This is a genomic window from Salinibacterium sp. SWN139, assembly GCF_015864625.1.
Lineage (GTDB): Bacteria > Actinomycetota > Actinomycetes > Actinomycetales > Microbacteriaceae > Rhodoglobus.
In genome coordinates this window covers 928,799-945,071 of the sequence record NZ_JADYWV010000001.1, presented here as the reverse complement: position 1 = coordinate 945,071, position 16,273 = coordinate 928,799, and the positions used below count along the sequence as shown (strand labels likewise).

Annotated in this window: 15 protein-coding genes and 1 tRNA gene; 8 read left to right on the top strand and 8 right to left on the bottom strand. The window is 60.5% G+C overall.

What is annotated here, in order from left to right:
• Positions 1-70: 70 nt before the first annotated feature.
• The 6 genes from I6E74_RS04495 to I6E74_RS04470 form a co-directional block, all read right to left on the bottom strand.
• Positions 71-1,333: a Dyp-type peroxidase gene (locus I6E74_RS04495; RefSeq protein WP_197123329.1), complete on the bottom strand. Its 1,263-nt coding sequence runs from the start codon at positions 1,331-1,333 to the stop codon at positions 71-73.
• Positions 1,334-1,888, bottom strand: coding sequence for a copper chaperone PCu(A)C (locus I6E74_RS04490; RefSeq protein ID WP_197123327.1), 555 nt, complete (start codon positions 1,886-1,888; stop codon positions 1,334-1,336). It lies immediately after the preceding gene.
• A gap of 7 nt (positions 1,889-1,895) precedes the next feature.
• Positions 1,896-2,429 carry a copper resistance CopC family protein gene (locus I6E74_RS04485; protein WP_197123325.1) on the bottom strand — a complete coding sequence of 178 codons (534 nt, stop codon included), beginning with the start codon at positions 2,427-2,429 and terminating at the stop codon, positions 1,896-1,898.
• Between the two features lie 145 nt (positions 2,430-2,574).
• Positions 2,575-3,177 carry a hypothetical protein gene (locus tag I6E74_RS04480; RefSeq protein WP_197123323.1) on the bottom strand — a complete coding sequence of 201 codons (603 nt, stop codon included), beginning with the start codon at positions 3,175-3,177 and terminating at the stop codon, positions 2,575-2,577.
• A 66-nt stretch (positions 3,178-3,243) separates the two neighbouring features.
• Positions 3,244-4,146, bottom strand: a complete 903-nt coding sequence (locus I6E74_RS04475; RefSeq protein ID WP_197123321.1) for an anti-sigma factor domain-containing protein — start codon at positions 4,144-4,146, stop codon at positions 3,244-3,246.
• Positions 4,143-4,751, bottom strand: a complete 609-nt coding sequence (locus tag I6E74_RS04470; protein ID WP_197123319.1) for a sigma-70 family RNA polymerase sigma factor — start codon at positions 4,749-4,751, stop codon at positions 4,143-4,145. Before I6E74_RS04470 ends, I6E74_RS04475 begins: the two co-directional genes overlap by 4 nt.
• 497 nt (positions 4,752-5,248) lie before the next feature.
• Here I6E74_RS04470 and I6E74_RS04465 point away from each other — a divergent pair, with 497 nt between their 5' ends.
• Genes I6E74_RS04465 through I6E74_RS04450 form a run of 4 tightly spaced genes read left to right on the top strand, consistent with a single transcriptional unit; the run spans position 5,249 to position 9,379 of the window.
• Positions 5,249-6,460, top strand: coding sequence for a PotD/PotF family extracellular solute-binding protein (locus I6E74_RS04465; RefSeq protein WP_197123317.1), 1,212 nt, complete (start codon positions 5,249-5,251; stop codon positions 6,458-6,460).
• Positions 6,460-7,641 carry an ABC transporter ATP-binding protein gene (locus I6E74_RS04460; protein ID WP_197123315.1) on the top strand — a complete coding sequence of 394 codons (1,182 nt, stop codon included), beginning with the start codon at positions 6,460-6,462 and terminating at the stop codon, positions 7,639-7,641. Before I6E74_RS04465 ends, I6E74_RS04460 begins: the two co-directional genes overlap by 1 nt.
• A 2-nt stretch (positions 7,642-7,643) precedes the next feature.
• Positions 7,644-8,561, top strand: coding sequence for an ABC transporter permease (locus I6E74_RS04455; RefSeq protein ID WP_197123313.1), 918 nt, complete (start codon positions 7,644-7,646; stop codon positions 8,559-8,561).
• A complete protein-coding gene (locus I6E74_RS04450; protein ID WP_197123311.1) occupies positions 8,558-9,379 on the top strand; it encodes an ABC transporter permease in 822 nt (273 codons plus the stop codon). Before I6E74_RS04455 ends, I6E74_RS04450 begins: the two co-directional genes overlap by 4 nt.
• Here the strand turns inward: I6E74_RS04450 and I6E74_RS04445 are convergent.
• Positions 9,376-10,005 (bottom strand): DNA-directed RNA polymerase subunit beta, encoded by a 630-nt coding sequence (locus I6E74_RS04445; RefSeq protein WP_197123309.1) that lies wholly within the window; start codon positions 10,003-10,005, stop codon positions 9,376-9,378. The genes I6E74_RS04450 and I6E74_RS04445 overlap by 4 nt on opposite strands.
• A 25-nt stretch (positions 10,006-10,030) precedes the next feature.
• Here I6E74_RS04445 and I6E74_RS04440 point away from each other — a divergent pair.
• The 4 genes from I6E74_RS04440 to I6E74_RS04425 all read left to right on the top strand — a co-directional run bounded on the left by I6E74_RS04440 (position 10,031) and on the right by I6E74_RS04425 (position 15,322).
• Positions 10,031-10,103 (top strand) — tRNA-Lys (locus tag I6E74_RS04440).
• A gap of 96 nt (positions 10,104-10,199) precedes the next feature.
• Positions 10,200-10,676: a hypothetical protein gene (locus tag I6E74_RS04435; RefSeq protein ID WP_197123308.1), complete on the top strand. Its 477-nt coding sequence runs from the start codon at positions 10,200-10,202 to the stop codon at positions 10,674-10,676.
• Between the two features lie 144 nt (positions 10,677-10,820).
• Positions 10,821-14,387: a DUF4132 domain-containing protein gene (locus I6E74_RS04430; RefSeq protein ID WP_197123306.1), complete on the top strand. Its 3,567-nt coding sequence runs from the start codon at positions 10,821-10,823 to the stop codon at positions 14,385-14,387.
• An 80-nt stretch (positions 14,388-14,467) separates the two neighbouring features.
• The gene (locus tag I6E74_RS04425; RefSeq protein ID WP_197123304.1) at positions 14,468-15,322 is read left to right on the top strand and encodes an NAD(P)-dependent oxidoreductase; all 855 of its coding nucleotides are present in this window, start codon (positions 14,468-14,470) and stop codon (positions 15,320-15,322) included.
• Positions 15,323-15,372: 50 nt separating this feature from the next.
• Here the strand turns inward: I6E74_RS04425 and I6E74_RS04420 are convergent, their stop codons facing one another.
• Positions 15,373-16,227 carry a nuclease-related domain-containing protein gene (locus tag I6E74_RS04420; RefSeq protein WP_197123302.1) on the bottom strand — a complete coding sequence of 285 codons (855 nt, stop codon included), beginning with the start codon at positions 16,225-16,227 and terminating at the stop codon, positions 15,373-15,375.
• Positions 16,228-16,273 lie beyond the last annotated feature (46 nt).

Sequence of the window (16,273 nt, the reverse complement as noted above, 5' to 3'; positions counted from 1 at the left end):
CCGCCTGAGCACAACAGAACAGCCCCCGCGCCAGCCGGCCGGGGGCTGTTCTGTTGTCTGCTCGCACTCTCTAGAAGAGGGTTTCTCCGATGTAGCCACCCTGCTGGCAGCCGGGCGGAATAGCGAAGACCGCCGACCCGACGGGTGTGGTCCACGTGTTGAGCAAGTCAAGCGTGTCGAGGGCTTTTTGCACGGGGACAAATTGCTTATCGACATCCGCTTGGAATGCCGCGAAGAGCAGCCCCGAGTTCGAAACGCTCTCGGCACCCGTCAGCACCGTGTCGTCGTAGTTGTAGCCACGACGGAACATCTTGTTAGCTGCCTCGTTCTCTTTCGCCCGACGAACATGGGCGAAGGCGGGAATGACGGGGAAGCCCAGTCTGTCTTTCGCCTCCAAGTCGGGTTCGTCGCCCTCAACGGTGCCGGTGAGGGGCGCACCGGTGTCGAGGGTGCGACCGATGGTCTCCTCCCGGCCGAGGCGGTCGATCTTGTCCCAGCCATCGAGATCCATGGCGATGCGGCGCAAGACGAAGCTCGTGCCACCCTCCATCCACGACGGAACGTCGGTACTCCAGACTGCCTCGCTGAACTCGGTGGTGCCGGGCGAAGGGTTGCCAGTGCCATCGAGCTGACCGAAGAGGTTGCGCATAGTGGCGGCGGGATTCTCAGCTCCTGCAGCGCGACGGAAGCCGCTCTGCGACCACCGCGGCAGAGCGAAACTCCGAGCATCCTTGAGCAGCATGCGCGCGGTGTGAGTGACCGTCAGCGGGTCGTTAGCGCCGATCTGGATCAGGAGATCCCCATCGCAATAGGTCGGATCGAGCTTGTCGATGCCGAACGCCGGAAGCGGGCCGAGCCACGCGGGCGCGGCTTTGCCTGCCAGCTCGACAACGCGCGGCCCGAACCCGAAGGTGACCGTGAGCTGCGCCGGGATGACGGCGAGCTCAGGCTCGGAGTCCGCCAGAGCGGGCTGCCCCGCCGTGAGGCGAGCTGCGTCATCCGTCAAGACGCCCATAAGGCGACGCAACCCAGAAGCGTCGATATCGTCGCGCAGATCGAGCGCGATAAAGACGGCGTTGGACTGGGCTGGCGTTTCGATGCCAGCCTGGTGCACCCCGTAGAACGGCACAGCACCTTCAAAGGCCTCCTGCGGGGTGAAACCCGCAGTCGTGTTATCGCCGGTGCTTGTGGGCGCGACCGAACCCGAAGTGTCGCCAACGATGCTCACTCCGGCTGCTGTTGCCGCGCCGACGCCCGCCGCGGCGGCACCTCCCCAGAGGAGGTGCCGCCGCGAGAGCCGACGCGAAGTGTCGGGCTCTACTGGTTCAGACAATTACTCGTCCATCTCCATGTCATCGTGGTCCATGTCCATCTCGTCGTCGCCCTCGTAGTTCTCGTTGGCGCCGGAGTAGTCCTTGGCCGGAGCCGTGAACTCGAGCGTGATGCCATCATCAAGCGTGAGGGTGACAGTGACGTCATCTCCCGCAAGAATCGGCTCAGTAACGCCCATGATCATGATGTGGTTTCCGCCGGGCTCAAGCATGAGCATTCCGCCCGCCGGAATGGTGAAGCCACCCTCGATCGGCTGCATGACCATGTCGCCCGATTCGTTCTCCAGCGTCTCGTGGAGTTCCGTCATATCTGAGGCACTCGTGGTCGCCGACACGATCGTGATGTCGTGATCGGTGGGGTTCTCAACCATCCCAAACGCGGCCGTCATGCCGCCGTCGATTGCCTTGACCCACGTGTCGGACGTCGTGAGAGTAGTGGCGGTCGACTCCATGCTGTCGTCGCCATCGGTGGATGCTGCGGTCGAGCATCCGGCGAGAGCAAGCGCTCCTGCCGCGAGAACGGCGATGAGGCTAAAGGTGTTTTTGGTGCGGATCATTTCTGTATTACTTCTTTCGTCGAATCCAGAACCATCGCGCTGCGATGACTCCGGCAAAAAGGACGATGCCGCTACCGGCACCGATGAGGCTGGTAACAACGAGCGGACTCATGCCCGTTGTCGAGTTGTCTGTTGCTGAGGCAGCGGTGTCAAGCTGCTCAGGGGCGTCTTCTTCAAGGCCGAAGGTTGCCCCCGGCGTCTCCTGACCAACCGCGAATTCGAAGCTTCCCGAAATCGGGTGGCCGTCGCTCGACACCACACGCCACCGCACCTGATAGCTGCCCTCAGGCATCTCAGGTAGCAGAGGCTGGATGGCGGTGCGATTTGTCACCTGCATGGGTCCACTGACCCAGTCGGTGCCGTCGGCATCCACCACCATGGCGAGCTGAGTGATGTCCATGAGCTCGCCCGTAAATTCGAGAGTGATCTCGCTCGGGGCAATCTCAAGCACTTCGTTCTCATTCGGCGTTTGCCCGATGATTTGATCGTGGGCAAAAGCCGTCTGAGGCATCGCGAATACGAGCAGAGCAGCAAGAGCCACTCCCCCGACTACGCGCGCACAAGTACGCACAAACGTCATTTGAGTTGTCAGCTTTCCGTTGTCATCGCGGAGGCACACACAGCCCATCAGGGGCATGCGCGCAACCGCACAGGGGCGGCACAAAGCCACCACACTGCAGAGAGGGTTAGGAGAAGACCGCACTGACGGTCGGTGGCCCTCTGCGGCTCACAACAGAACGCAACGACTGCAGCGTTGCCATGATCTCGTCACGGCAGACGGCGCTAGCAACAACCGTGCGACGGATGACAACAGGAACAACCTGAGTCGAGAACAACTGACGAAGGTGGCGGCCAGCGCTCGCAGCAATCGAACTGAGTGCGGTGACGCCCTGGCGCAGCGCCGCAATCGTGATGATGCCGGCGACAATGTGGCCTGCGGTCATAGCCCCCGCACCGTGGGCGCCGTGATTAATCGAACCCGCAACAACCGTGAACGCGAGGTCGTGGTGTCCGCTGGACTGCGCCACGACGTTGCCCGGATTGCCAATAACCGCGAAGACGGTGTGGAAGAACGTTTGAGCGATCGTAACCGCCACGGCGACGCGCGGGAGCGACATCCGCTTTCCGACGAGCGGAATGCTGATGAGCGCCGCGAACGTAAGGGCGAGCACGAGAGCAACCCAACTGGGCATGCTGCCGCCACCAAAAACGTGGGCGGCCGCGGCAACAAAAACCGAGAAGGCAGCGACGATCAGCGCCCGGAGAACTTGGGTTCCCCTGCCGATCATGATCGCTCCTCTGAGTGCGTGAATGTGCCGTGGAGGCGAGCGGACTGTTAGCCGCTCGCCACTAGTTTACGCGCTCTCGAAGACCACAATGGGATCGGTAGTTGGCGCATCCGAGCCACCCTTTGGTTCGATCGTCACACCGACAACATCGCCTGCACCCATATCGCCGTCCAAGACGCGCCACGTTGGACCGTCTTCAGCGGCATCCATGAGACCAGCCGGGCGTGCACCGGAGTCATCGATGTACCACAACTCGTAGACCTGATCAGCCGGCAACGCTTCAAGACCATCAACGATGACCGCGGATGCTGCGAGCTCACCCGACCACACGAAAGTAGCTGTAGCTCCTCCCGCAACAGTCGAAACCAGACGCTGCGAATCACTCGCTGCATTGATCGCCGCAAGCTGGTCGGCCTGCTGCGACGCAAAGCTGGACTGCTCAATGCTCGAGCGACCGATGGAATCGGCCACCACACCACCCGCGACAACGAGCGCCACTGCGGCAGCAACCGCGGCGAGCGCCGTTGCCGGACGCGTAAACCAGCGGGCCTGAGCCTTGGTCTGAGCGGGAGTCGCCGGGGCAGCAGCCGAGGTGCTTGACTGCTCAGCCGAGCCGTCAGCCGCGAGCGAAACCGAGGCCGCCAGGGGCGTGACGTTGGAGAGTGGCGCGGATGCGGCATCCTCACCGTCTGAAGCATCGTCCGCCACCACTGCGGTGTCTGTTTCGCGCGGCAACTGCGGCGTCTGCGCAATCATCGCCATGAGGTTGGTTTTGAGGGCAGGAGGCGGAGTGACCGGGTCAATGGCCATTCCGAGCGCCACTGCCGTGTCTGACAGTTCGGTGGTTTCGGTGCGGGTCTCGTCGGAAGCAGCCAGGTGCTTCTCGAACGCTTCGCGCTCTTCTGGGCTCAACGCGTTGAGAGCGTAGGCGCCAGACTGTGCTGCGAGGTCGTCGTTGCGGTCGTTCATGATGCCACCCCCATTTCGTCGCGTAAGCGGATCATTCCATCACGTAGTCGGGTTTTGACAGTGCCGACAGGAACCTTAAGCATGGTCGCCACCTCACTGTGGCTATAGCCGCCGTAATACGCAAGGGAAACAGCTTGGCGCTGGAGTTCAGTCAGTCGGGACATGGCCTTCTCTACCCTTTCGTGTTCGAGTCGGACTTCAATGGTTTCTGAGACGTGATCGTAGTCCGGGTTGTGATCACGGATGCCGATACGAACGTCGCGGTCGCGGGACGACTGCGATGCACGCACACGGTCAACGGTGCGGCGGTGAGCCATGGTGAGAATCCAGCTGACCGCAGCGCCCCGGTTTGAATCGAAACGGGTAGCGGTTTGCCAGATCTCTAAGAAGATTTCCTGAGTCACTTCTTCGGACTGCGAATGGTCGCGCAGAAGCCTCTTAACGAGCCCAAAAACTCGGGGCGCCATCTGGTCGTACAGCTCGCTAAATGCGGCCTGATCACCAGTGGCGACACGCTCAAGTAGGTCTTGTGGACTCGCAGCAGGCGCACCCGGTTCTTCGGGCGTTGTGCCGACATCAGCTTCACGAGACATAAGGGCAAGCATGACAGGTTCCTGTGCTCCTTCATCGCAGTTCGAGTGGTTCAGCAGCGAATTTTCAGTCAGTGGATGCGGGGCCAACGATGGTTTTCATCGGTTGCTTTCACTGGTGGGTAATTCGGCGCCCTCGCGCAAAGGGTTTGGTCGGTATTCAGAAACCGTGGTGCCCTTAGCAGCACATCGCCGGGGCAGAAGAAAAGCCGAGCCACAGAGAACGCCTCACGACGCAGGGCCGCTCTAAGCGGCTAATTTTGGAGCCCGGGGTTACTGTGGCCCGGCGAAGAAAAGTGTAGCAAAGGGCTTCCTGTGCGCTCGCTCCGAACTCGCGCCTGTGAGTGGACGCCCTTTGTTTCCAGTTTGTGCGGATTTCGTGACAAATATATTGCAATGCCGATGTTTTCGACATTTTTTAGTGAATTTGCTGCTGATATGTGCAAATATCAGTCAGCCCTACAACGCAGCGGGGCGTCCGGTGCACGTCACGAATGCTAGGAGAACTTGTCATGAAGTCCAAGCCTTTACCTGCTGATCCAATCATCCGCGAACTGGTCCGCAAAGCCCAGAGCGCCACCATGAATCGACGTGCGTTGCTCACTGGCGCCGCTGCGGGTGCGACAGGGCTCGCGCTCGCCGCTTGCTCGACCGGCCCCGATGAATTAACCGCTGCTCCCGACACCAGCGCCACCGACAAGCTCATCCGTTGGGACAACTGGGCGCTCTATGTCGATGTCGATGACGCGGGCAACTACCCCACCATCGACGCCTTCGAAGCTCAGACCGGCATCACGGTCGAATACACCGAAGCCGTTGACGACAACAACACCTACTACGCCAAGGTCAAAGACCAGCTCTCCCTCGGCAAAGACATCGGAGCAGACGTGGTCTGCCTTACCGACTGGATGGCCACTCGCCTCATCCGCTTTGGCTACGCCCAGAAGCTCGATCGCAGCAAGATGCCGAACGTCGACAACCTGTTGCCCTCGCTGCAAAATGTCGACTTTGATCCGGGTCGCGAGTTGAGCATCCCGTGGCAGGGCGGCTTCGCAGGCATTTGCTGGAACAAGGAACTACTGCCCGGCGGAATCGAATCCGTTCAGGACCTCTGGAAGGCCGACCTCAAGGGCCGCGTCGGAGTGCTCTCGGAGATGCGCGACACCATGGGCCTGATCATGCTCGCCCAGGGCGTCGATATCGCTGGAGACTGGGGCGACGACGAGTTCAACGCAGCGATCGACGAGTTCTCGAAGCAAGTCGCCGATGGCCAGATTCGAAACATCAAGGGCAACTCGTACAAAGAGGACCTCGTCAACGGCGACACCGTGGCTGCAATTGTGTGGTCGGGCGACATCGTGCAGCTGAATGCCGAAAACGGAAACAAGTGGGAGTTCATCGTTCCCGACGATGGCGGAACTCTGTGGAACGACAACTTCATGGTGCCGATTGGCAGTGGCGCGAAGTCGAACGTGGAAGAAATGATCAACTATTACTACGACCCCGAGGTCGCTGCCGAGGTAGCCGCCTACGTGAACTACATCACGCCCGTGGTCGGCGCGAAAGAAGCGATGATGGCTATCGATCCTGAACTCGCCGAGAACAAGCTGATTTTCCCCGACGACGAGATGCTGTCGAAAGCGTTCGTGTTCCGTGAGCTCGACAGTTCTGAAGAGCAGAAGTACAACACCGCTTTCCAGAGCGTCGTGCTCGGGGCAGCTTAATGACGACAGACACCTTTGCGGAGAGTGGCGCAGACCTTGAGTTGGTGGGAATCCATAAACGTTTCCCCGGCTTCACCGCGATTGAAGAACTCAATCTCACCATCCCCGCAGGGTCATTCTTTGCACTGCTCGGACCGTCTGGCTGCGGCAAGACAACGACGCTGCGACTCGTCGCTGGCCTCGAGGCTCCCACCGCCGGACGGATCTTGGTCGGTGGCACCGATGTGACCAACCAGAAGTCGTTCCAGCGACCCGTTAACACGGTGTTTCAGAGCTACGCGCTATTCCCGCACATGACCGTGCTCGAGAATGTCGCTTTTGGGTTGCGCCGCCGCAAGATGACCGACCCTCTGGGCAAAGCGCACGAAGTGCTGCGGCTGGTGGAACTCGATCACCTCGCTAGTCGGCGACCTCAGCAACTCTCCGGAGGGCAGCAGCAGCGTGTTGCGCTGGCACGTGCCATCGTCAATCGGCCGGCACTGCTTCTGCTCGATGAACCGCTGGGTGCGCTCGACCTCAAGTTGCGTCGCCAAATGCAGCTTGAGCTCAAAACCATCCAAGAGGATGTCGGCCTTACATTCCTGCACGTGACCCACGATCAAGAGGAGGCCATGACTATGGCCGACACGATCGCCGTGATGAACAAGGGCCGCATAGAGCAGATGGGCGCCCCTCAAGAGCTCTATGAATTGCCCAGGACAGCATTTGTGGCGAACTTCCTCGGGCAGTCCAATCTGTTCACCGGCCCCGTTGTGAGCACGACAAGCGCGGGTGTGGCGGTGGATGTCGCGGGTCACAAGATTGTGGTCCCTGCCGCCCGAGCCCACCGCACAACCGGCGAAATCACGATCGGCGTGCGCCCCGAGAAGTTGACCTTGCACTCCGCAAAGCCCCTCCATGACGCTGATGTCAACGTGATGGGCCCCGGTCGCGTCACGGATGTCTCGTTCAGCGGTGTGAGCACTCAGTATTTGGTTGAGGTCCCCGGCGCAGGCACGCTCATCGTGTTCGCGCAAAACATGACCTTCGGCTCTGACGTCAAGTTCGGAGATGAAGTGTGGGTCAGCTGGGGCGTTGGCCACGGTTTTGGCCTTGACGACGATCCTGCGGATGCTCCGCGGTTCGAGGCTGACTTCGACACTCGCTCGATTGCCGCGCAGCGCCACCTCGAGGGTGCGTAGCGATGGCTTTCGCGGCTTTCTCTACGACAGCTGCTCCGTCTTCTTCTGACAGCATCAAGAAGAAGAGCCCGGTGGCGCTCCTGTTACTCCTGCCCGGCATCCTGTACCTCGTTCTCTTCTTTCTCGCTCCTCTGGTGTCGCTGCTGCTGACGTCGTTCAAAGTGCCGGCAGAGTTCGGAGACATTGGAGAGTTCAGTTACGCATTCCGTTGGGAAAACTACACCGACGTCATCAGCGCGTACTGGCCCCACATTCTTCGTTCATTCGGCTACGCGATCACGGCGACATTCTTTGCCCTGATCATTAGCTACCCACTGGCGTATTTCATCGGGGTCAAAGCGCGTCGTTGGCCACTGCTGCAGAGCCTCGCCCTAGTGATGGTCGTCGCGCCATTCTTCATCAGCTTTCTGCTACGCACGCTGGCGTGGAAGCAGATCTTCTCGGATGAATCGTTCTTGGTGACCTCGCTCAAAGCAATGTCGCTGCTTGCCCCGGATGCCCACGTCACGGGAACCGCCTTCTCGGTGATCTTCGGCCTCACCTACAACTTCATCCCGTTCATGACGTTGCCGTTGTACACGACTCTGGAACGGCTCGACGTGCGCTACCTCGAAGCGGGCAGCGACCTTTATGCGAGCCCGTTCCATGTGTTCCGCAAGGTAACCATCCCGCTGTCCATGCCAGGCATTGTGGCAGGCACCCTGCTCACGTTCATTCCGGCCGCGGGTGACTACATCAATGCGAGCCGAGAGTTTCTCGGTGGCACGGGAACCCAAATGATGGGCAACGTGATCGAAGCGAACTTTCTGGTGCTGCAAAACTTTCCGGCGGGAGCAGCACTCTCCATCATTCTGATGTCAGCGATTCTCGTGATGGTGAGTTTCTATGTGAAGAAGTCTGGAACGGAGGACCTGCTGTGAAACACTCCATCAGCAAATGGGTATTGCCCGCCTACAGCGCCCTCGCGCTGCTCATTCTCATGATTCCGATCGGCTACACCTTCGTCTACAGCTTCAACGATTCGCTCAAGTCAAACATCACGTGGCGCGGCTTCACTCTCGACAAGTGGCTCAACGTCTGCAACGTGCAAAACGGCGCAGTGTGCGAGGCCTTCGGCAACAGCATCTTCATCGGTGTCGTAGCAACGGTGCTGGCGACCACCCTCGGGACCATGATCGCAATAGCGATGGTGCGCTATCGGTTCAAGTTCCGCTCGCAATTGAGCCTGTTCCTGTTCTTGCCGATGGCCACCCCGGAAGTTGTATTGGGTGCCGGACTTGCTGCCCAGTTCCTGTCGATCGGTGTTCCGAAGGACATGCTGACCATCATTTTGGCCCACACAATGTTCTGCATCAGCTTTGTTGTTGTCGCGGTGAAGGCTCGTGTTGCCAGCTTGGATCCCGCGCTCGAAGAGGCGGGGCGCGACCTCTACGGCTCAGCGCTGCAGGTGTTCCTGCGCATCACGTTCCCGCTGCTGCTTCCCGGAATCCTCGCCGCCGCCCTGTTGTCTTTCGCGCTGTCGTTCGACGACTTCATCATCACGAACTTCAACTCCGGCGCCGTATCTACCTTCCCCAAGTACATCTGGGTATCGGCGGCGCGAGGAATCCCTGCTGAGGCGAATGTTCTCGCTTCGGCAGTGTTCATCCTCGCGTTGATCGTCGTCGTCACCGTGCAGGTATCAGGCGCGGCCCGCGCAAAACGGCTCGAGAAGCTCCACCACGCCGGCGTGAACTAGTCGAGGGAGCCTGAGCGGAATAACTTCGCGCAGGCCGTGAATTCTTGCGCGGTGAGCGAGTAGCGAGCGGCTCGAGTGGTGAGCTCACTGGCACGTTCGGGATTCAAGAGTTCTTGATCATCCGCAACGCTCGTCGCTCCTGACGCCAAGATGCGACTGAAGGATGCTGCACGATCGAGGGCGACCCCAAAGTCGCCGTGGAAGAGCCCACGCAGAATCTGGTCTGCAAGCTCCTTGATCTCGTGAGGCCCAGTCGGATTCACGGCACCAGTAACGGCGGCATCGATAGTGGGAAGAGTCTCGATACCGCGCTGGAAGAGAAGGCTCGTGCCTACCGCATCCTGTTGGATGACGGCACGCAGCAAATAGATGCGCCAGAGTGCGCCAGGAAGGCTGCTGGCGCTCGATCGCGACCAGAGCTCGGCGAGCGCATCAATGCCGTGCTTGTCGGTGTACGCGACGATTCGGTCGACTACGGCAGGATCATCCGAATTGCGAGCACCATCGATGAGTGCATGGGCCGTGTCATGGGCCGCGCGCATTATTTGGGCTGGATCTTGACCGCCTTCGAATGTGTCAAACTTATCTCCAGAGTATTGAGTGGGCTTATGGAAGTTATCTGCCATAAGTTCACGGTACGCTTAACGTGTAGGGCTTGTAGCTCAGTTGGTAGAGCATCGGACTTTTAATCCGCGGGTCCCGGGTTCGAGTCCCGGCGGGCCCACATTTTTCTCCGCCTTAGGGGTAGCTGATTGCGGTTGCTCTCCGGCTTGCGGTTGTTTTCCGCATTCAGGAGCGTGCCGCGATTAGGCTCCTCATCATGGAGTTATGGGACGCTGGCGGAACGAACTATCTCAGCATCGAGCCCATGGCTTACCAGTTTGAGGATGTGCGCGTTGATTCGTACGACGCCAACTGGCTGCTGATCGATGGGCGCGCCCGTTGCGGCTCCGAAGAGTGGAACTTTCTTGAGCCATGCTTGCTCGTGGATGAGGCCCGCAGCCTCGGCACGTGGCTGACGCGTGCCGCCCGCGGGCTCGTTGAGCCGATGGAGCTGAGCGGGGCCGGCGCGCTGCAGCCCACCATTTCTCACGTCGAACCGAATCTCGGTTTTGGCCTCGTGAGCTTCGCTCCCGCCGCCGTTGTGCTCCGTGTGTTCCTCTGGCTTGAGTCACAGCCGCCGAGCGTGACGAGCGACAGGGAATTCTTCATGGACCTCACGATCTCGCCGCGTGACCTCAAGCAGGCGGTCGCGGCGTGGGAGACGGAACTCGCCGAGTTCCCCCTGCGCGGCTAGGACGCTCACCGCGAGTGCTGCCGAGGCACTGCTAACGTCGCGCTCAACGCGCCCCTATGTGGGGACAGCGCGGTAGCATCCAGCCCCGTAGCATTTCATTGTGAGGTTCACTCACCCCGTGTTCGCGTCCCGGTGAGGAACCACATGACATCCAGCGACCCCCGCACTCTGCTCGCAGATTCTTTGGCGGAATTGGATGTTGTGCTGCGTCACGACATTCTCGACTACGTCTTCGACGGCAGCAATCAGGATTATCCGTCGCGGCTCAGCAAGAACGACCGTGCCGCGTTTTGCAGCATCGACACCCTTACCCGCACGGACTTCTACCTTCAGCTGGAGTCCATTGAGCGAGCCGACGATGAGACTCTCGTGCGGTGGGGTCGTTTTCTCTCGGCGGCACGAGTCGAGCCCCTCAGCACTCCTGGCGCGATGCCCAACTCTGTGTGGGCGCTCGTCATGGATGCCTTGTCTGCTTTCAGCCGCAACGGACGGCGGAGGTTTGCCGACATTCCGTTCACGTCGATAACGACTGAAAGAATCGCCGCGCTCATGCGACTTGAGCAGGTGAACGAGAATGATCTCCCCCGAACGTTGATCGCCGAACTAATCGGCACTGCAGACGATTACGCTCGCTATCGAGCCACCGGACTTCGAGCGATTCCCGGCATGGCTGAGTTTCTCGTCACGAACGCCGACGCGCTTGAAGACTTGCTCCCCAAATTCACGTACGGAGCGCTCTTCGAGTTAGTCAGAATCGCCGCGAGCCATCCCCCGCTTGCAGAGATGCATGGGGAGCTCATCGCAGCCCTCGCCATTCACGGCGATAAGAAATTGCGGATGCCTGCACTGGCCGTTCTACGCGGAATCGCCCCTGCCCGCCAACTCGCCGTTCTCGAAACTCTTCTCGAAACGGGGTCTGCAGCCCATCGCGAAAGGGTCATCTACGCACTGGAGAACGTGCCAGATATCCCGGCTGCCATCGGTGTACTTGAGCGCGCGCTTGCACGAGGCACGAAGGGCACGGTAGAGATCGATCGGGCGATTCAACGCCTCGCTATTTACGAGCTGTATGGAGCCCCGGAGCACATTGCGGTACCCGCGATGGTGCCACTCGCCGAGAATGTGCTCGACGACGCCGCTGTCGAATCGATACGCACGGCTGTCACGGACTACCGCGCACGACAGAGCCGCCTGGTCGAATCGGCAAAGAAAGAACGAGAGGATTTTCTCAAGAAATACCCGGGCAACGCCACAGGCAACTTAGTTGAGTCCTATGAGCAGCACGTCGTTGAGGCAGACGCGACGCTGAAAGCGCTACCCCAAATCGTCAACTACCTCTCCTACGGAGGCGAGGCACTCGAGCGCACTCTGTTATACCCGCTGAATCACGTAAGCCATCGCCTCGTGGGCTTCGCCCCTGTCAACTGGGTACGGCAATCAGGAACCTCCTACTGGGGACGTGGAGCCAGCGATAGCGATCGGGAGATCGACGCTCGTTCGATCGCACACGCGCTCATCCAATCGGGGTCGACGGTCAGCAACGCCAACATCCATATCTTCGGTTCAGCGCTCACCGACTATTTCAGCGGACCATCGCTGTTGCCCGCCCAACTTGTGGGCTTCATGGCGGAGAACCCCCACCTATTTGATGTGGTTCTGGGTCTTGAATTCGGTGAGATCGAAGGCCACTGGTCCGGCAACGATTTGCGCGCCGATGTGCTTCCGATTCTGGAAGCATCTCCCCGTCTCGCTGCGCGCTACTTACCCCTTGTTACTGACCTCGCAATCGGCACTGCAAAGTCGAATCGCGCAGCGGCTCAGCGGGTGCTGGAGAAGCACGGCCTGGCGGAGCGCATCGCCGAGGAGTCTCTCCGCGTCGGCAACACCGAAATTCGCACCGCAGCAGTGGTCTGGGTGGGATCGCTCGGCGGCGACTGGGCGGTTGATGCACTCGCTCAGCAACTCGAACAAGAAACAGTCCCGACAGTTCGCGCAACGATCATCGCCGCGCTTGAGCGACTAGGGCGAAACATCGGTGTTTATCTGCAGCCATCTGCTCTTGCGTCCGAGGCAGCCAAGGGACTCGCTAAGGGCCTGCCCAAGGAGATGGAGTGGTTTCCCTTCGCCGACCTGCCGACGGCCGCCTACGCGGACGGCGTTGAGGTGCCCTCCGACGTTCTGCGCTGGTGGACCGTTCTCGGCTTCACGCTGAAAGACCCTGCCGGTGCGGGTCTGCTGCCGCTATACCTGCGTACGCTCACTGCGGCGAGCGCCAGTGCACTCGGCCGCTTCGTGCTGACGACGTGGATCGCACGCGACGCGACGAAAGACGACGCCGTCTCCATGGAGAAAGCGTTCACAGCTGCTATCCGCTATTCAGGCATCGTGAAGGCACTCGCTCTAGATGATCCGGAAATTACGCGCGAAACTCTGCTGTTCTTCGACATCGTGGATGCAGATTTGCCACCGGAGTTTTCTCTCGCGAACTCAAGAGAGTTGGACTATTTCGAACGGGAACGTTTGCGGGAATATGGCAAGGTGCCAACCGCGACAGCACACCGTGGCATCCTCTCCCTCTGCAGCCACGTTCCAGGCGCCGAGCTTGCCGAAATCGTGCGGCAGTACATGAGACGTAAGCATTTGAAGCGGGCGCAGATCGACGCACTCCTCGTGGTCTTGTCGCTCTCGGGCGATCCAGAACCGACACAGCTCCTCGTCGCGACGGCACGGCGGTATCGCACCGCCGGCATCCAAAAGCGGGCTGGCGAGCTTGTCGATGCGATCGCCGAGGCCCGCGGGTGGTCGACAGACGAACTTGCCGATCGGATGATCCCGACCGCCGGTCTCGACAGTTCACGCACGTTCGCGCTCGACTATGGGCCGCGCTCGTTTGTGGCGCGCTTCGGCACCTCTCTCAAACTCAGTCTCGAAACTGCTGAGGGCGAACTGATCAAGGCACTCCCCGCCCCGCGCAAGGCTGACGAATCTGCTGCGGCAGCGAAAACCCACTTGGCCACCAACAAGAAGGAGCTCACCGCGGTCGTCACAATCCAACGCCGACGGCTTTACGACGCGATGTGCGTACGACGGGAGTGGACTGGCGCTGAGTGGCGCGAACGGCTGCTCGAGCATACGATCATGGGCGTTCTCGTTGCGGCGTTGGTCTGGCACATCGATGGCATCACAGTTCGCCCTGATCTCGACGGCACCCTACGAACCGTTGATGGCTCGCCTGTCGAAGTGACCCCGGATGCCCGCGTGAGCGTTGCGCACCCGACAACGCTCGACACCTCCGTGATTGAGGCCTGGCGCGCGAGTGCAGCCCCCTTGGGGCTCGGCTTTGACCAATTTGGCGCAACCCCGATTGCCACCACAGGAACGGAATCACGGCGCGACAACCTCGACGGGACGGAGAGTGAATCGTTCCGACTCCGCTCGCGAGCGAAAGCGAGGGAATGGAACCGTGGGGAGACGGGCGACGACGTGAGCTTCTTCGAATACGTGAAGCGGTTCGATACCGTCGGGTTGGAAGGCGTGCTGTCGTTTTCGGGAAGCAGCTTGCCGGAAACGAACATCCCTATCGAGCTCGGGGCGCTCACCATTCGCCGGATCACTCCGCGCGGCAGCGGTGGCGCAGCACAATTCTCGGAGCTGCCACCCGCACTGCTGGCCGAGCTCGTTGCGGACTACGAGTTTTTTGGCGCGGCCTAGGCGCGTCAGCATGCACAGAGCTAGCATTGCTCCCGGTCATCTAAAACGATTCACTATCGTGCCAAGCAAAGGAGCTAGCCATGACATTCACTCCCCTTCGTATCGCCGTCACCGGTGGAAACGGCAAGCTCGGGCGGGCGGCTGTCGCAGGCTTGCGTGCGGCTGGTCACACGGTGATTGTGCTCGATATGGCTGGCCCCGACCGCACCCAGTTCACCTACGTTGACCTCACCGACTATGGCCAGGTCGTCGATGCTCTCGCCGGCGTGAACGGCCGCCACGACGGCGTGGATGCTGTCGCTCACCTCGGTGCGATCCCTGCGCCAGGGCTCTGGTCCGATGTGGCCACTTTTCAGAACAACATGAATGCCACGTTCAATGTGTTTCAGGCGTGCAAGCGACTCGGCATCAAGACAATCGCGTATGCCTCGAGCGAGACGGTGCTCGGGCTGCCGTTCGAGACTCCCCCGCCCTACATTCCGCTCGATGAGGAATACGAGACGCGCCCCGAGTCGACCTACTCAATGGTGAAGCATCTTGAGGAAGAGATGGCGCAAAAGTTTGTGCGCTGGGATCCCACGCTGACCATCACCGCGCTGCGTTTCTCCAACGTGATGGACCCTGCCGACTACGCCGAATTCCCGAGCTTCGATGCGGATGCCCGACAGCGGTCGTGGAACCTCTGGGGTTACATCGATGCCCGCGACGGAGCCAACGCCATCCGTCTGGCACTGGAAACCTCCCGCCCCGGCTATGACGTTTTCAACATCTTCGCCGCCGACACCGTCATGTCACGCCCGAATGCAGAGCTCGTGGCTGAGGTGTTCCCCGGCGTAGAGGTTCGCGGCGAGCTTGGCGTCAATGCGTCGCTGACGTCGATTGCCAAGGCCGAGCGGTTGCTCGGCTGGGTGCCGCAGCACAGCTGGCGGGACTAGCGCTCAGCTGGCGAAAACCCGCTGGTGGGCGTGCTGCAATCCCCGTGGTTTTACAGTGCGCCGACGGCGGCGATCATCGCCGCCGATATCGCGGGCAGAAGGTAGGTGATCGCGACAAAGCCGGCTGAGATCGCCGCAGCGATGGCCCACGTCATACGCACGACATACGCCTGGTTGTTTTCGCGATCCAGCGCCGTGAACCGTGCACGGTAGGTGGGGTCGATGGTGAGATCCGCCGTTGAGTGCCAAGTTCGTACCTCAACTGCGGCCGCGAGGATTCGCGAAAGCGCGTCGGCGTCGAGTGCAGTCGTGCGGCGCTTCAGCCACCGAGGTAGAGCCCGCGCATCCATGACGCTTACATCTTTGGGGTGCTGCTTGAACGTGAAGGATGCTGGCTCGACAATGGCCAACACCGGATGCACATCAACAGCAATCCCGGTGGCCTGCGTCAGCAACTTCGCTGCCCGTTTGGCCTCATGACGAGAGTTACGAAGGTGATCCGTCTTCTGCCCGGAGACCATGAGCATTGTGTCGCCGACCCATATTTTCTTGCCCCGATGACGCTTCGTGTTGATCGTGAAAACTCCGCCCGGGCCGATGACCACGTGATCAATATCGCTCGCGCCCTTACCCACCGGGACCGCATGCAACACAGTCCACTCCGGCCCAAGTCGCGAAAGAAGCTCACCGACCTTAAGTTCACCGATCGCCCCAGCGAACCAGCTCTGCGCATCCACGTGAACGGGTCGGGCACCGAAAACCCGCCGAAGCGTGCTGCGCGGCTCCATCGTCGCCTGAACGCGGAACAGTTCTTCAATAACTGAGTACGCTGCCGGTCGATCAATCAAGTCACCCACAGCGTCTAGCGGCGAAGCTACCGGCACAGCGTGAACGTTTTCAGTCATTCTTCCCCCAAAGCGCGCTCCCCCGAGCGCACTAGTCGAGAGTATC

Excerpts from the sequence above, each read along its gene's own strand:
- I6E74_RS04460 (WP_197123315.1), top strand. The coding sequence starts at position 6,460 with ATGACGACAGACACCTTTGCGGAGAGTGGCGCAGACCTTGAGTTGGTG.
- I6E74_RS04430 (WP_197123306.1), top strand. The coding sequence starts at position 10,821 with ATGACATCCAGCGACCCCCGCACTCTGCTCGCAGATTCTTTGGCGGAA.
- I6E74_RS04455 (WP_197123313.1), top strand. The coding sequence starts at position 7,644 with ATGGCTTTCGCGGCTTTCTCTACGACAGCTGCTCCGTCTTCTTCTGAC.
- I6E74_RS04465 (WP_197123317.1), top strand. The coding sequence starts at position 5,249 with ATGAAGTCCAAGCCTTTACCTGCTGATCCAATCATCCGCGAACTGGTC.
- I6E74_RS04425 (WP_197123304.1), top strand. The coding sequence starts at position 14,468 with ATGACATTCACTCCCCTTCGTATCGCCGTCACCGGTGGAAACGGCAAG.
- I6E74_RS04475 (WP_197123321.1), bottom strand. The coding sequence starts at position 4,146 with ATGAACGACCGCAACGACGACCTCGCAGCACAGTCTGGCGCCTACGCT.
- I6E74_RS04435 (WP_197123308.1), top strand. The coding sequence starts at position 10,200 with ATGGAGTTATGGGACGCTGGCGGAACGAACTATCTCAGCATCGAGCCC.
- I6E74_RS04490 (WP_197123327.1), bottom strand. The coding sequence starts at position 1,888 with ATGATCCGCACCAAAAACACCTTTAGCCTCATCGCCGTTCTCGCGGCA.
- I6E74_RS04480 (WP_197123323.1), bottom strand. The coding sequence starts at position 3,177 with ATGATCGGCAGGGGAACCCAAGTTCTCCGGGCGCTGATCGTCGCTGCC.
- I6E74_RS04420 (WP_197123302.1), bottom strand. The coding sequence starts at position 16,227 with ATGACTGAAAACGTTCACGCTGTGCCGGTAGCTTCGCCGCTAGACGCT.
- I6E74_RS04445 (WP_197123309.1), bottom strand. The coding sequence starts at position 10,005 with ATGGCAGATAACTTCCATAAGCCCACTCAATACTCTGGAGATAAGTTT.
- I6E74_RS04470 (WP_197123319.1), bottom strand. The coding sequence starts at position 4,751 with ATGCTTGCCCTTATGTCTCGTGAAGCTGATGTCGGCACAACGCCCGAA.